The sequence below is a fragment of the Caballeronia sp. KNU42 genome (genome assembly GCF_053760385.1).
The window spans coordinates 350,686-364,489 of record NZ_CM132388.1 but is presented as its reverse complement, the minus strand read 5'-3'; the positions used below and the strand labels follow the sequence as shown (position 1 = coordinate 364,489).

General features: G+C 59.7%; 14 protein-coding genes. 2 read left to right on the top strand and 12 right to left on the bottom strand.

What is annotated here, in order from left to right; translation table 11 throughout:
- Positions 1-129: 129 nt before the first annotated feature.
- Together ACSOSP_RS01510 and ACSOSP_RS01505 are read right to left on the bottom strand one after the other, a co-directional pair.
- Positions 130-459 carry an RnfH family protein gene (locus ACSOSP_RS01510; RefSeq protein WP_455309169.1) on the bottom strand — a complete coding sequence of 110 codons (330 nt, stop codon included), beginning with the start codon at positions 457-459 and terminating at the stop codon, positions 130-132.
- Entirely contained in the window at positions 459-893 is a 435-nt protein-coding gene (locus ACSOSP_RS01505) for a type II toxin-antitoxin system RatA family toxin (RefSeq protein WP_455309168.1), read from the bottom strand. Before ACSOSP_RS01505 ends, ACSOSP_RS01510 begins: the two co-directional genes overlap by 1 nt.
- Positions 894-992: 99 nt before the next feature.
- Here ACSOSP_RS01505 and smpB point away from each other — a divergent pair, with 99 nt between their 5' ends.
- Complete coding sequence (gene smpB, locus ACSOSP_RS01500; RefSeq protein ID WP_047896703.1) at positions 993-1,442, top strand: SsrA-binding protein SmpB; 450 nt, start codon at positions 993-995, stop codon at positions 1,440-1,442.
- A gap of 99 nt (positions 1,443-1,541) precedes the next feature.
- Here smpB and ACSOSP_RS01495 read toward each other — a convergent pair whose 3' ends face one another.
- The 3 genes from ACSOSP_RS01495 to ppsA form a co-directional block, all read right to left on the bottom strand.
- The gene (locus ACSOSP_RS01495) at positions 1,542-2,483 is read right to left on the bottom strand and encodes an SPFH domain-containing protein (protein WP_455309167.1); all 942 of its coding nucleotides are present in this window, start codon (positions 2,481-2,483) and stop codon (positions 1,542-1,544) included.
- A 69-nt stretch (positions 2,484-2,552) separates the two neighbouring features.
- Positions 2,553-2,981, bottom strand: a complete 429-nt coding sequence (locus ACSOSP_RS01490; protein ID WP_455309166.1) for an NfeD family protein — start codon at positions 2,979-2,981, stop codon at positions 2,553-2,555.
- 97 nt (positions 2,982-3,078) lie between these two features.
- Positions 3,079-5,484 (bottom strand): phosphoenolpyruvate synthase, encoded by a 2,406-nt coding sequence (gene ppsA / locus ACSOSP_RS01485; protein WP_455309165.1) that lies wholly within the window; start codon positions 5,482-5,484, stop codon positions 3,079-3,081.
- 586 nt (positions 5,485-6,070) lie between these two features.
- On the opposite strand from ppsA, the gene ppsR reads away from it, so the two are divergent.
- Complete coding sequence (gene ppsR / locus ACSOSP_RS01480) at positions 6,071-6,889, top strand: posphoenolpyruvate synthetase regulatory kinase/phosphorylase PpsR (protein ID WP_455309164.1); 819 nt, start codon at positions 6,071-6,073, stop codon at positions 6,887-6,889.
- 958 nt (positions 6,890-7,847) lie between these two features.
- Here ppsR and ACSOSP_RS01475 read toward each other — a convergent pair.
- From ACSOSP_RS01475 to ACSOSP_RS01445, 7 genes are all read right to left on the bottom strand, one after another.
- Complete coding sequence (locus ACSOSP_RS01475) at positions 7,848-8,642, bottom strand: TrmH family RNA methyltransferase (protein ID WP_455309163.1); 795 nt, start codon at positions 8,640-8,642, stop codon at positions 7,848-7,850.
- An 11-nt stretch (positions 8,643-8,653) separates the two neighbouring features.
- Positions 8,654-9,391, bottom strand: a complete 738-nt coding sequence (gene rnhB / locus ACSOSP_RS01470; protein WP_455309162.1) for a ribonuclease HII — start codon at positions 9,389-9,391, stop codon at positions 8,654-8,656.
- The gene (gene lpxB / locus ACSOSP_RS01465) at positions 9,391-10,557 is read right to left on the bottom strand and encodes a lipid-A-disaccharide synthase (RefSeq protein WP_455309161.1); all 1,167 of its coding nucleotides are present in this window, start codon (positions 10,555-10,557) and stop codon (positions 9,391-9,393) included. The genes rnhB and lpxB overlap by 1 nt, the downstream gene beginning before the upstream one ends.
- Positions 10,558-10,568: 11 nt before the next feature.
- Positions 10,569-11,357 carry an acyl-ACP--UDP-N-acetylglucosamine O-acyltransferase gene (gene lpxA, locus ACSOSP_RS01460; protein WP_455309160.1) on the bottom strand — a complete coding sequence of 263 codons (789 nt, stop codon included), beginning with the start codon at positions 11,355-11,357 and terminating at the stop codon, positions 10,569-10,571.
- Between the two features lie 108 nt (positions 11,358-11,465).
- Positions 11,466-11,939: a 3-hydroxyacyl-ACP dehydratase FabZ gene (fabZ, locus tag ACSOSP_RS01455; protein WP_455309159.1), complete on the bottom strand. Its 474-nt coding sequence runs from the start codon at positions 11,937-11,939 to the stop codon at positions 11,466-11,468.
- Positions 11,940-12,051: 112 nt separating this feature from the next.
- Positions 12,052-13,191, bottom strand: coding sequence for a UDP-3-O-(3-hydroxymyristoyl)glucosamine N-acyltransferase (lpxD, locus tag ACSOSP_RS01450; protein WP_455309158.1), 1,140 nt, complete (start codon positions 13,189-13,191; stop codon positions 12,052-12,054).
- A 16-nt stretch (positions 13,192-13,207) separates the two neighbouring features.
- Complete coding sequence (locus ACSOSP_RS01445; RefSeq protein ID WP_031364016.1) at positions 13,208-13,726, bottom strand: OmpH family outer membrane protein; 519 nt, start codon at positions 13,724-13,726, stop codon at positions 13,208-13,210.
- Positions 13,727-13,804 lie beyond the last annotated feature (78 nt).

Here is a 13,804-nt window from a genome sequence, read left to right as displayed (position 1 = left end):
CGCAATTTACGCGCCTCGCCGATTCGGTTTTTCGCTCGATTTGTGTTCGGTACAAGTTCGGTTTTGCGGATACCTGCAAAGATGCCGCGCGCGCCCAGATCAGCCTTATCGCACTTCTTACCGCGCTTCTTACCGCGCTTCCTTGCGCGTCCACCGCCGCCCTTCAATAGACCCGCCGCGCCGCGTCTTTTCAACCCGCCTTTGCCGCGCCAGCTTCGGATCAACCTTCAGCGGCCGATAAATTTCCACCCGGTCGTGATCGGCGAGAACCGCATCCAGCGCCTGGATCTTCCCGAAAACGCCCACTTTCTGCACGTTCAGGTCGATCTCGGGAAACTGTGCAAGCAAACCACTTGCATCGATTGCCTCCCGCACAGTCACGCCTTCGCCCAGGGAAAGCGCGCGCACAGCACTCTTCCCCTCCGGCAGCGCATAACAAACCTCAACGGAAAGAGTCATCACTTGCCGTACCGCTGATCGGCGCGCTTCACGAACGAATCCACGAACGTGTGCGCAATGTGATTGAAAACCGGCCCGATGATTTTCTCGAGAATGATGTTCGAAAACTCGTAGTGCAACGCGAACTCGATCTTGCAGGCGTCCGCCCGCAGCGGTGTAAAACGCCAGTACCCGGTGAACTTCTTGAAAGGGCCGTCCATGAACTCCATATCGATGGTAGTCGGTCGTGTATGCACATTACGTGTGGCGAAATGCTGCTTGATGCCCTTGAAGTTGATGTGGATCTTCGCTTCCATGCTGTGTTCGTCGTGTCGACCTACTTCCACACCTCCACACCATGGCAAGAAATTCGGGTAATCGGCGACATCGGTGACGAGGTCGAACATCTGCTCTGCAGAATGACGGATCAATACAGTTTTCTGGACATCTGCCATAAAGGGCGCAACGCGTGGCAAGAGTGGGAAGCTTTGCGGGCTTTACCTCGCCCGCGCTGCTAAAATCAGGATTTTAAACGAGTTAGGCACTTTTCATTCATGAGCATCATCGACAACAGAAAAGCCTTCTTCGACTACTTCATCGAAGATCGCTACGAGGCGGGGCTCGTGCTGGAAGGGTGGGAAGTCAAGGCGTTGCGGGCCGGCCGCGGCCAGATCAAGGAAGGCTACGTCATCATTCGCGACGGAGAATTGTTCCTGATCGGCGCGCATATCAGCCCGTTGCCGGAAGCGTCGACCCACATCCATCCGGACCCGGTCCGCACCCGCAAGCTGCTGCTGCACAGCGAAGAGATCTCGAAGCTCATCGGCAAGGTCGAGCAGAAAGGGCATACGCTTGTTCCGCTGAACTTCCACTACAAAGGCGGCCGCGTGAAGTGCGAGATTGGTCTGGCCAAGGGCAAGAAGCTGCACGACAAACGCGAAACCGAGAAAAAGCGCGACTGGGAACGCGAAAAAGCGCAAATCATGCGCGGCGCCAAGCATTGAGCACCACCAGCATGATCGGGAGCATATCCAATCAAAAAGGGCGTCGACCATATAAGTCGACGCCCTTTTTTCATGCGGCTGCTGATTCTACGTAAGGCTTCAGCTCTTACGAATCACGCTGCCGGCCGTTCCATCGCCCTTGATGATGCTCAGCGCCGACGCGATCATCGAGCTCATCTCCGACAAATTCCCCGGCACGATCAGCGTATTGCCCTGCTTCGCGATGTTCCCGAACGCCGTCACATATTGCTCGGCAACCTTCAGGTTCACCGCTTCCACGCCGCCGGCTGTTTGTATCGCCGCGCCGATCTTCTCAATCGCCTGAGCATTCGCCACAGCCACCGCCAGAATGGCCGATGCCTCGCCTTCAGCCTGATTGATCTGCGCCTGACGCTCGCCTTCGGACTTATGAATGGCCGCCTCGCGCGCGCCCCATGCAATATTGATCTGCTCCTGCTTGCGACCTTCGGACGCAGCAATCACCGCCCGCTTCTCACGCTCGGCCGTAATTTGCGCCTGCATTGCGTGCAGGATTTCCTTCGGCGGCGTCAAATCCTTGATTTCATAGCGCAGCACCTTCACGCCCCAGTTCGCCGCGGCCTGATCGAGCGACGTGACAATGCTGTGGTTGATGTAGTCGCGTTCTTCGAAAGTCTTGTCGAGTTCGAGCTTACCGATGACCGAACGCAACGTGGTCTGCGACAACTGCGTGATCGCGTAGATGAAGTTGCTCGACCCATACGACGCCTTCATGGCGTCGGTCACCTGGAAGTACAGCACGCCGTCCACCTGCAGCTGCGTGTTGTCGCGCGTGATACATACTTGGCTTGGCACTTCGAGCGGAATTTCCTTGAGCACGTGCTTGTAGGCCACGCGGTCGACGAACGGCACGACGATGGTCAGCCCCGGCGTCAGCGTCGCGTGATAGCGCCCGAGCCGCTCCAGCACCCATGCATGTTGTTGCGGCACGATCTTGATCGTCTGCGCGGCAATCGCGATGACGATGATCAGCAAAATTGCCCCGATGATAGTCACGTCCATCTCTACTCCTTGTTATGCGTGTCTTGCCTATTGAGCTGCTTATGCAGGCTCAAACCCCGGTCCAACATCTCAGCGTTTTGCCGCCACCACCAGCGTGTTGCCGGAAAACGCCGTGATCCTGTACATATGCGCGCCTTCGGTCTCCCCCGGCGCGAGTTCAATGTCCCACTCCGCCCCGCGATACAACGCCCGCGCGCGGCCCTCGTGCCACTCGTTCACCTTCAGCGTCTCGCCGATGTCCAGGTTCACGCCCGGATCATGCGATGCATCGCGCCGCGTGATGTGCCCCAGCTTCGAGCGCCGCAATACAGTGACCGCGATCATCGCGACCAGCGCGGCCACGAGCAGCTCGATCTCCAGCCCCGCGCCAAGCAAATGCGCGATGCCGCCCGCGATAAAACCAATCGCCACCATCAATAGATAAAACGTACCGGACATCAGCTCGAGCAACACGAGCACCCCGGCGCCGATCCACCAAAAATATCCGTTAGCAGCCATGCGTTACCTCCAAACAAAAACACCCCGGAACGTCCGGGGTGTTATAGCACGCTTACTGTTTTGAAAGCTTGATCCACTTTCGATGCAGCCGCATGTTTTACTTATTCAAAGCCTTGGCCAGCGTCTTCCATGTGTCGATGATCGTGTCCGGATTCAGCGACATCGACTCAATGCCTTCCTTCGCAAGCCATTCGGCGAGGTCTGGATGGTCCGACGGACCTTGACCGCAAATACCCACGTACTTGCCGAGCCGCAAACACGTTTCGATCGCGCGCTTGAGCATGAACTGCACAGCCGGGTCGCGCTCGTCGAAGTCGACTGCGAGCAGCTCCATGCCCGAATCGCGGTCCAGGCCCAGCGTGAGCTGCGTCAGGTCGTTCGATCCGATCGAGAAGCCGTCGAAGAACTGCAGGAACTCTTCGGCAAGAATCGCGTTCGACGGAATCTCGCACATCATGATCAGCCGCAGACCGTTCACGCCGCGTTTCAGGCCGAACTTCTCGAGCAGGCCAACGACCTTCTCAGCCTGCGCCAGCGTACGCACGAACGGCACCATGATCTCGACGTTGTCGAGGCCCATCTCTTCGCGCACCTTCTTCAACGCGACGCATTCCATCTGGAAGGCTTCGGCGAAATCCTCCGAGATGTAACGCGATGCGCCCCGGAAGCCGAGCATGGGGTTTTCTTCGTCCGGCTCGTAACGCGAACCGCCGATCAGCTTCTTGTACTCGTTCGACTTGAAGTCGGACAAGCGCACGATCACCGGCTTCGGATAGAACGCCGCCGCGATCGTCGCGATGCCTTCGGTCAGCTTGTCGACATAAAACGCTCGCGGCGATGCATGACCGCGCGCGACGCTTTCCACGGCCTTCTTCAGGTCGGCATCGATGTTCGGGTACTCGAGGATCGCCCTCGGATGCACGCCGATGTTGTTGTTGATGATGAACTCGAGCCGCGCCAGGCCCACGCCTGCATTCGGCAGATGCGAGAAGTCGAACGCGAGTTGCGGATTGCCGACGTTCATCATGATCTTGACCGGAATCTCGGGCAGATCGCCGCGTTCGACTTCGGTCACTTCGGTTTCGAGCAAGCCGTCGTAGATCTTGCCTTCATCGCCTTCAGCGCACGACACCGTCACCAACTGGCCTTCCTTCAGCACGTCGGTGGCGTCACCGCAACCGACCACTGCCGGCACGCCCAGTTCGCGCGCGATGATGGCCGCGTGGCAGGTCCGGCCGCCGCGATTCGTCACGATGGCCGATGCACGCTTCATCACCGGCTCCCAGTTCGGGTCGGTCATGTCGGCGACCAGCACGTCACCGGGCTGAACGCGATCCATCTCCGACGGATCGTGAATCACGCGCACGGGACCTGCACCAATCTTCTGGCCGATAGCGCGGCCCGTGGCCAGCACGTTCGACTGGCCCTTCAGCTTGAAGCGCATTTCGGCCTTGCCCGCAGCCTGGCTCTTCACCGTTTCAGGACGCGCCTGGAGGATGAAGATCTTGCCGTCGCGGCCGTCCTTGCCCCACTCGATATCCATCGGACGCTGATAATGCTTTTCGATGATCACCGCGTACTTCGCGAGCTGGATCACGTCTTCGTCGGTGATGGAGAAGCGGTTGCGCTGCTCGTGCGTCACGTCGACGGTCTTCACGCGGCCGGCTTCGCCAGCGCTCGTGAATTCCATCTTGATGAGCTTCGAGCCGATCGAGCGGCGGATGATCGGGTACTTGCCTTGTTCGAGCGTGGTCTTGAAGACGTAGAACTCGTCCGGGTTGACTGCGCCCTGCACGACCGTTTCGCCGAGACCATAGCTCGACGTAATGAACACGGCGTCCTTGAAGCCTGATTCGGTATCGAGCGTGAACATCACGCCGGCCGCGCCCACGTCCGAGCGGACCATGCGCTGCACGCCCGCCGACAACGCAACTTCAGCGTGCGTGAAACCCTTGTGCACGCGATACGAAATAGCGCGGTCGTTATACAGCGACGCGAACACGTGCTTCATGCGGTCGAGCACTTCCTCGATGCCGACCACGTTCAGGTAGCTTTCCTGCTGACCCGCGAACGATGCGTCCGGCAAGTCCTCAGCGGTCGCCGAAGAGCGCACGGCGAACGAAAGCTCCTCCGGCGAGCCGTTTTGCAGCGTGTCGAAGCCTTTGCGAATCAGTTCTTCGAGGCGCGGTTGCATCGGCGCGTCGACGATCCATTGGCGGATCTCCTTGCCGGCTTCGGCAAGTGCTTTCACGTCGTCTACGTCGAAGAGTTCCAGACGTTTGGCGATGCGCTCGGTCAGGTTGTTGTGATGCAGGAAATCGCGAAACGCCTGCGCCGTCGTCGCAAAACCAGTCGGCACCTGCACGCCGGCTTCGGCGAGCTGGCTGATCATTTCGCCGAGCGACGCGTTCTTGCCGCCGACAATGTCGACATCGGTCATTCGCAACTGCTCGAATGGCACTACATACGCCTGGTCCTTTGCAACGTTAGCTTCGTTAGTCATGTAAGCCCCTAAGGTGGATGGAATTCACGATCATGCAAGTGGGCTCGAAGCGGCGGCGCTCATTGGAAGCGCGTACGCAACCTGCATAACCTGTTTGATAAGCACATGCCGCTTCTCTACGCGTATTCGAAGGTGCGGCACCTGGGGCGTGAAGCCTTCCATGAACCACCTTGCGACGCTGAAAAGCACGCCGTCGAAACACATCGATATCGGTTAAAACTGCCTACAAAATCTACGTTTTGTTTCGAAAACGCACGAATAGGCGGTAACTTCCGTGAATCGATGATTAATCGCCCGCAATTGCTTATCGAACAGGTTGCCGCTATTCTACCGTGCTACCTCTTGAAAATGTTTCATGGCAGGGCATAAAAACGCTGCGTAATGAGACCCCTCACACGCGCATGGTGTGGCGGCGCACATCGCGCGTTTTAGCGGACGCTTAGTTTGGAGCTATTCGCCCGACGCCATGCGCGCCACGGCGTTGGTGGGTAGTGATATTCACGCGTTTGCGTCAATATGGCGGGTTTTTTAATCGGCCATAATCACCGTCAATTCATTTCACGTAATTTCACGCACCTTCACGCCGATGCCGCCTACCGTATTCATCGTTTCCGATGGCACCGGGATCACTGCCGAGACCTTCGCGCATTCGATCCTGTCCCAGTTCGACCAGAAATTCCGGCTCGTGCGCGTGCCGTTTGTCGATTCGACCGACAAGGCGCGCGCGACCATCGCGAAGATCAACGAGGCGGTTTCGCTCGATGGCCGTCGGCCGATTGTGTTCACCACGCTGGTGGACAGTGCGTCGAACGAGATCGTGCAGCGGTCCAACGCGCTGGTGCTGAACATGTTCCAGACGTTTATCGAGCCGTTGGAACTGGAACTCGACATCAAGTCGACGCACGCGATGGGCCGGGTCCACCAGAACGCGGATACGGATGAATACAAGAAGCGGATCGAAGCGATCAATTTTTCGCTGGCGCACGACGACGGCCAGTCGAATCGCAACCTGTCGGACGCCGATGTGATCCTGGTCGGCGTGTCGCGCAGCGGCAAGACGCCGACGTCGCTTTATCTGGCGATGCAGTACGGCGTGAAGGCAGCGAATTATCCGTTGATTCCGGAAGATTTTGAGCGCGGGCGGTTGCCGACGCCGTTGCTGCCGTACAAGGAAAAGATGTTCGGCTTGTCGATCGATCCGCAACGGCTCGCGGAGATTCGCAATGAGCGGCGCCCGGGGAGCAAGTATGCGGCGCTGGAGAATTGCCGCTATGAGATCAACGAAGCCGAAGCAATGATGAAACGCGAGGGGGTCAAGTGGTTATCGTCGACGCATAAGTCGATTGAGGAAATCGCTACGACCATTTTGCAGGAGATTCGGTTGGAGCGGCCTTCGTATTACTAGGTTTTGCTCGCGCCGGTGGACGGTTTTGGGGTTTTGGTGGTTTCCGGGTTAGCGGTCGGGGTCAATGCCGGGTTGCTAGGTTCTGGCGCTAGCGGTCGGGGTCATTGCCGGGTTGCTAGGTTCTGGCGCTAGCGGTCGGGGTCATTGCCGGGTTGCTGCTTTCGGGGTTAGTGGTCTGCGTGAGCGAGCTATTTTCTTTATCACTATTAGCCACTGCGCGTGGCGGCGCGTCATTTCTTTGTCCAAAGCGACAAAGAAACGAAGCAAAGAAAGCGCTTTCAAAACGCGGGCTCATAAGTTGACCTAGCGTGCACCCTGTGCGTTTTTGGCACCCCAAAAGCACGGTGCTCGCCAGAGCCACGGATGTTTGAACCCCTCCTTCTCGCGAATTCTTACACGCACACGCTTCGCCCCGCACGCTCTCGGGCAAGCACTATTGCCAAGGAAACCCGCACGGCCTCACGTCTGTTTGATGCCGCGGCTCTTCGCAGTTTAGCTGCTTGTCGGCATGATCGGCCCCGGCTTTTTTTGCTGGTAAGGCCTCATCTATCCGAGCAACTTGTTTCGTGGTGGGTTGGCGACGTGGTTCGGCGTGCGTACAAATTCGGAAGATGGTTTTTCGCGGATAGCGCGGGGTGCACCTGTGGCAGGTTCAGTCACTGGTGGCGAAGCGTGTGGGTATCCGTGTTCGGAGAAGGAGGGTTTCACACATCCGTCGCTCTGGCGAGCACCGTGCTTTTGGGGTGCCAAAAACGTGGAAACTGCACGCTGGGTCAACTTATGAGCCCTCGTTTTGAAAGCGCTTTCTTTGCTTCGTTTCTTTGTCGCTTTGGACAAAGAAATGACGCGCCGCCACGCGCAGTGGCTAATAGTGATAAAGAGATTAGCAAACCTAAGCAGACCACTAACCTTGAAAGCAGCAACCCAGCACTGACTCCGACCGCTACCGCACGAACCCCTAGCGCGAGCGCCCTCTCCCCTGCCGACACTGTTCAAAGATGCAAATCGCGGCAGCCGCCGCCACATTCAGCGACTCCATGCCGCCCGGCTGAGGAATAGTCACCCGAAGCGTCGCGCGCTCGCGCCAGAACGACGAGACACCCGCGCCCTCATTACCCATGACCCAGGCCACGGGCCCGGACAAATCCGCATCGTAGATCGCTTGGGCGCCGTGCGAATCAGTGACGGTCACCTGTACCTCAGAGCCAAGCAGCGAAATCAATTCCGCCGGCTCAACATCCTCGTAAATGCCAAGCAGGAAATGCGCGCCCATGCCCGAGCGCAGCACCTTCGACGACCATGCATACACCGTCCCCGGCGCGCAAAATACATGCTGAATGCCGGCCGCTGCCGCACTTCGCAAAATGGATCCGACATTGCCGGCGTCCTGGATGCCATCGAGAATCAGGCACGTCCCGGCAATGCGTTCAGGCAAAGGTGGTTCGAGCTTCTCGACCAGCAGCACCATCCCCACACCATGCACGACACTCGATAGCTGTCCGAACAAAGCATCGGGCAACGTATAAACGTGCGCGGGATCGATGCGCCCGACAATCTGCCGTGCTTCTTCGTGATGAAGCGCGCCTTCGGTGACGACGCACGTCTCAGGCTGCCCCGCAGCATCGAGATAAGCACTGGCGAGATGCAGCCCTTCCAGCAACGCGTGGCCGCTGCGCCGCTGCTGCGCGGTCGATCCGGCGAGCGCCTTCAGGCGCTTGTAAAGCGGGTTATCCCGCGAGGTAATGGCTTTCACTTGGGGAGAATTCAGAACGGAGGAGCGTCGATACCCTGCTCCACGGCAGCCGCTTCCAGCGCCGCAGCGGCAACGACCGGCAACACCGTGCCCATTCGCGCATGCGCTTCACGAACAGGCGCAAACGAACGCCGATGATGCTCGCAAGGCCCATGTTCAAGCAACGCCCTCAGGTGCTGCGGCGTGCCGTAACCGGCGTGGGCATCGAATCCATAAACGGGGTGGACTTCATGCAATTGCAGCAGCATCCGGTCACGTGTGACCTTGGCCAGAATGGATGCAGCCGAAATCTGCGCAATCAACGCGTCGCCGCCAATGACGGCCACCGAGCGCATCGACAACTGGGGACACCGGTTGCCATCGATCTTCGCCACCGTCGGCGTGACCGAGAGCCCTTCCACCGCGCGTTTCATCGCGAGCATGGTGGCGTGGAGAATGTTGATCGTGTCGATTTCCTCGACCGTCGCCGAAGCCACGCAATAGGCCAGCGCACGGTCGATGATCTTCTCGTACAGTTCCTCGCGCTTCTTCGCGCTCAGGACCTTCGAGTCGTCGAGTCCGCGAATTTTTGGCTTCGATGGATCGAAGATCACCGCTGCCGCCACCACCGGACCCGCCAGCGGGCCACGACCGGCTTCGTCCACACCGCAGATGACGTCGGAGGGCGTATCGACATCGAAGTCGAACGCAGGCTGCAGGGTTTGCCTGCCCGCGCGCCGAACCACACCCTTCACGACGATCTTCGCCATTACCGCGGCCTCCTCGTTTCCAGCACTTGCGCCACGGCCTCCGAAGCACGTTGAGCCGTGTTCTGACGCAGCGCGTGGTGCATTTCCGTGAAGATTTCCGTCAGTGTCGCGCGGTTCGCTTCGTCGTTCAACTGTTGCAGCGTGGCGTCGGCGAGCGCCTCAGGCGTCGCGAAATGCTGGAGAATCTCCGGCACGACAAACCGCCCGGCCAGGATGTTCGGCAAACCGACATACGGCAAATAACCCTGCCGTTGCATGATCTGGCCCGTCAGCCAGGGCACCTTGTACGAGATGACCATCGGCTTCTTGAGCAATGCCGCTTCCAGCGTGACCGTGCCGCTCTTGACCAGGATGGCGTCGGCGGCGGTCATCGCGACCTGAGCGTTGCCTTCAGTGATCGTCAGCGCGAGATTCGGATGCGCGGCAACCAGCGGCTGCAACAACTCGCGCAACCCGGCATTCGCTGCCGGCATGACGAAACGCACACCGGGTTCGCGAAGCTGCATGAGCTCCATCGCGTCGAAAAACGTCGGGCCGATCAGCGCGATCTCCGAACGCCGGCTGCCCGGCAACACGGCGATGATCGGGCCGCCTTCCGGCAAGCCCAACGCGCGGCGCGCACCTTCAACGTCAGGCACGAGCGGAATTTCATCGGCGAGCGGGTGGCCCACGTACGTGGACGCAATACCCGCCTTCTCCATGAGCGCCGTTTCGAACGGGAACACGCACAGCATGTGATCGACGGCTTTGACGATCTTCTTGATCCGCCCGCCGCGCCACGCCCAGATCGACGGACACACGAAATGCACCGTCGGAATACCGGCGTCACGCAACGCGTGTTCGAGACCAAAATTGAAATCGGGCGCATCCACGCCAATGAACACCGACGGCGGCTCCGCGAGCAGTTGCCGCTTGAGCTCGTTGCGGATGCCCAGAATCTCGGGAATATGCTTCAGCGCTTCGACATAACCCCGCACCGTGAGCTTGTCCATGGGCCAATGGGCATCGAAACCGGCGGCCGTCATGCGCGGACCGCCAATGCCGTTGAACTGCGTGCCAGCCGGCAAGCGCTCGTTCAGGCCCTCGAGTAGCGACGCGGCAAGCAGATCGCCTGACGGCTCGCCCGCCACCATCGCTACGCGCAAAGGGGCGGGAGCCAGCGACATCGGGCGCTCGGTCAACGGATGATGCCGCGCTGCGACGCGTCGATAAAATCAGCCAGCGCCGTCACGGGCGCGTCGCCGTCGCCGCCCGCGGAAGCGAGTTCGCGCAATTGCGCCTTCGCTTCTTCCAGCGTCGCACCGCTCTTGTACAACACGCGGTACGCCGAACGCAGCGCCGAAATAGCCTCGGCCGAAAAGCCGCGCCGGCGCAGCCCTTCTACATTGATACCGTGCGGTTCAGCCTTGTTACCTGCGGCGATCACGAACGGCGGGATGTCCTGCACTAGCGCTGACGCGCCGCCCAGCATGGAATGCGCGCCGATGCGCACGAACTGATGCACGCCCGACATGCCGCCAACGATCGCATGGTCGCCAATGATCACGTGCCCCGCCAGCTGCGCGTTGCTCGACATGACGATGTTGCTGCCAAGCTGGCAGTCATGGCCTACGTGCACGTACGCCATGATCCAGTTGTCGTCGCCGATGGTGGTCACGCCCGTGTCCTGCACCGTCCCGGTATGGATGGTGGTGAATTCGCGGATGGTATTGCGGTCGCCGATCACGAGCCGGGTGGGCTCATCCTTGTACTTCATGTCCTGCGGCCGACCACCGACGGATGCGTAGTGGCCGATGCGGTTGTCGCTGCCGAGGACCGTATGGCCTTCGATTACGCTGTGCGAGCCGACAGTCGTGCGCGCGCCAATCTGCACGTGCGGTCCGATGATCGCGTACGGGCCGACTTCGACGGATTCGTCGAGCTGCGCGCCCGGCTCGATAATCGCGGTAGGGTGAATCTTGCTCATGCGCCCTCGCTTGGTGTTCTGTTGCTGTCTGTTGCTGTCTGTTGCTGAGTTTGCTCTGCTCTGCCGCGCCAGCGCTTAAGGCACGGCTGGGCACGGCTGGCGTCACTGTTACTTCGCGTCAGCGGCCGTGTTCTTGACGGTGCACATCAGCTCGGCTTCGGCTGCCACCGCACCGTCCACTTCGGCGCGCGCGCTGAACTTCCAGATGCCGCGCATGTAGCGCTCGAAGTTCACGTTCAGGATCAGCTGGTCGCCGGGTTCGACCACGCGCTTGAAGCGCGCCTTGTCGATGCCCACGAAGTAATACAGAGTCGTTTCCGGATCGTGTGGTTCCTTCTCCTCGGCAAACGTAAGCAGCGCGGCTGCCTGCGCAAGCGCTTCGAGAATCAGCACGCCGGGCATCACGGGCCGTGTCGGGAAGTGACCCTGAAAATATGGCTCGTTGATCGTCACGTTCTTCAGCGCTTTGATGCTCTGATGCGGCGTGAGTTCGAGTACACGGTCGACGAGCAGGATCGGATACCGATGCGGCAGCAACGTGAGAATCTTATGGATGTCTAGATTGATTTTTTCGGTGCTCATAGTCGTTCTGCTCGCGCGCTTCGCAGCGCGGGTGTTGACTGCGACACCGCTCGTTGGCTCGTAAAGCCACGAACAACAAGCGGTGTCGCGTGGGATGCCGGTTTTTACCGTCTTAATGCTTGCCTGAATTGCCGCCTGAAGTGCTGCCCGGGATGTTATCCGGGGTGTTATCTGCCTCAGTGCCCGCGGCCACGGCCGCTTCGAGCGTCTTGATGCGTTCGCGCAACTTGTCCAGATTACGCACAATGGCAGCGCTTTTGTTCCAGTCGGCGTGGTTCACGGCTGGGAATGCGCTCGTGTACATGCCCGGCTTCAGCAGCGATTTCGACACGCCCGACTGCGCCGTGACAATCACGTAGTCCGCCAGCGTCACGTGGCCCGCAATGCCCACCGCGCCGCCGATCATGCAGTGCCGCCCGATATTCGTGCTGCCCGCAATGCCCGCGCAGCCGGCGATCACCGTGAACGCGCCAATCCGGCAGTTATGCCCGATCTGGACCAGATTATCGATCTTTACGCCTTCCTCGATCACCGTGTCGGCCATCGCGCCCCGGTCGATCGTCGTGTTCGCGCCAATTTCCACGTCCTGCGCCACGACCACGGCGCCGACTTGCGGAATCTTGACCCAGTTGCCGGTGCGTGCGTCGCCATCGCCGACGAAATCCGGAGCAAAACCAAATCCGTCCGCACCGATCACCGCGCCTGCATGCACGATCACGCGCGCGCCAAGCTTACAACCATGATAGACGGTGACGTGGGGATAAAGATGGACATCGTCAGCCAGTTTCACGCCCCGGCCAATCGTCACGCCCGCATCCAGCCTCACCCGCTCGCCAATCTCCGCGCCCACTTCCACACTGACGTGCGGCCCGATCACCGCGGTGGCAGCTACCTTCGCGCCAGGATGGATAAACGCCGTGGGATGCACGCCAGGTTCGACCGGCGGCGTCGCGAGGTCGATGAAAACCTGCGCCACGCGCGCAAAATAAGCGTAGGGGTTAGCCGTGACGATAAAGTTACGCCCTTCCGGCGCCGCCACTTTTTCCAGATCCGCTGGCGAGATCAGCACCGCACCTGCCCGCGTGCTTTCCACCTGAGACAGGTATTTCTGGTTCGCGAGAAAGGCGAGATGCGTGGGACCGGCTTTGTCGAGCGGCGCGAGGCCGTTCACTCGATGCGCCGCATCGCCTGCTATGTCTCCGCCGAAGCGCTGTGTCAGTTCACCGAGCGTGATCGCGCTGTCAGATGCCATCCGGACCCGCTCCCGATCAGTTCGAACTACTAGCTGGATTGATCGACAGGCTCGCCTGGTTCGCGGCCAGCGCCTTCAGCACCTGATCGGTGATATCGATACGCGGACTGACATATACCGCTTCCTGCACGATCAGGTCGTAATGCTGCGCCTCGGCAATCTGCTTGATGACCTTGTTAGCCTTGTCCAGCACCGCAGCGAGTTCTTCGTTGCGACGTTGGTTCAGGTCTTCGCGAAACTCGCGTTGTTTGCGCTGGAAGTCCTGGTCGAGTTGCGACAAATCACGTTGCTTGGCGGCACGGTCGGCAGGCGCCATGGAGGCGCCGTTCTTGTCCATTGCGTCCGACATGGTCTTCAGGCGCGCTGCCATGTCCTGCAACGCCTTGTCCCGCTTCGAAAACTCTTGTTCGAGCTTCGTCTGCGCAGCCTTGGCCGCCGATGACTCACGCAAGATGCGATCGGAGTTGACGGCTGCAATCCGGGTCTCCTGCGCCTCTGCCTTGGCGGCACCCATCAGGCCGAGCGTCACCGACATAACAAGCGCCAACGCTACATGTTTCGAAAGCTTACCGGTTCGCAAAGTCTTCCTCACGTTGCTTATTTACACCACTGA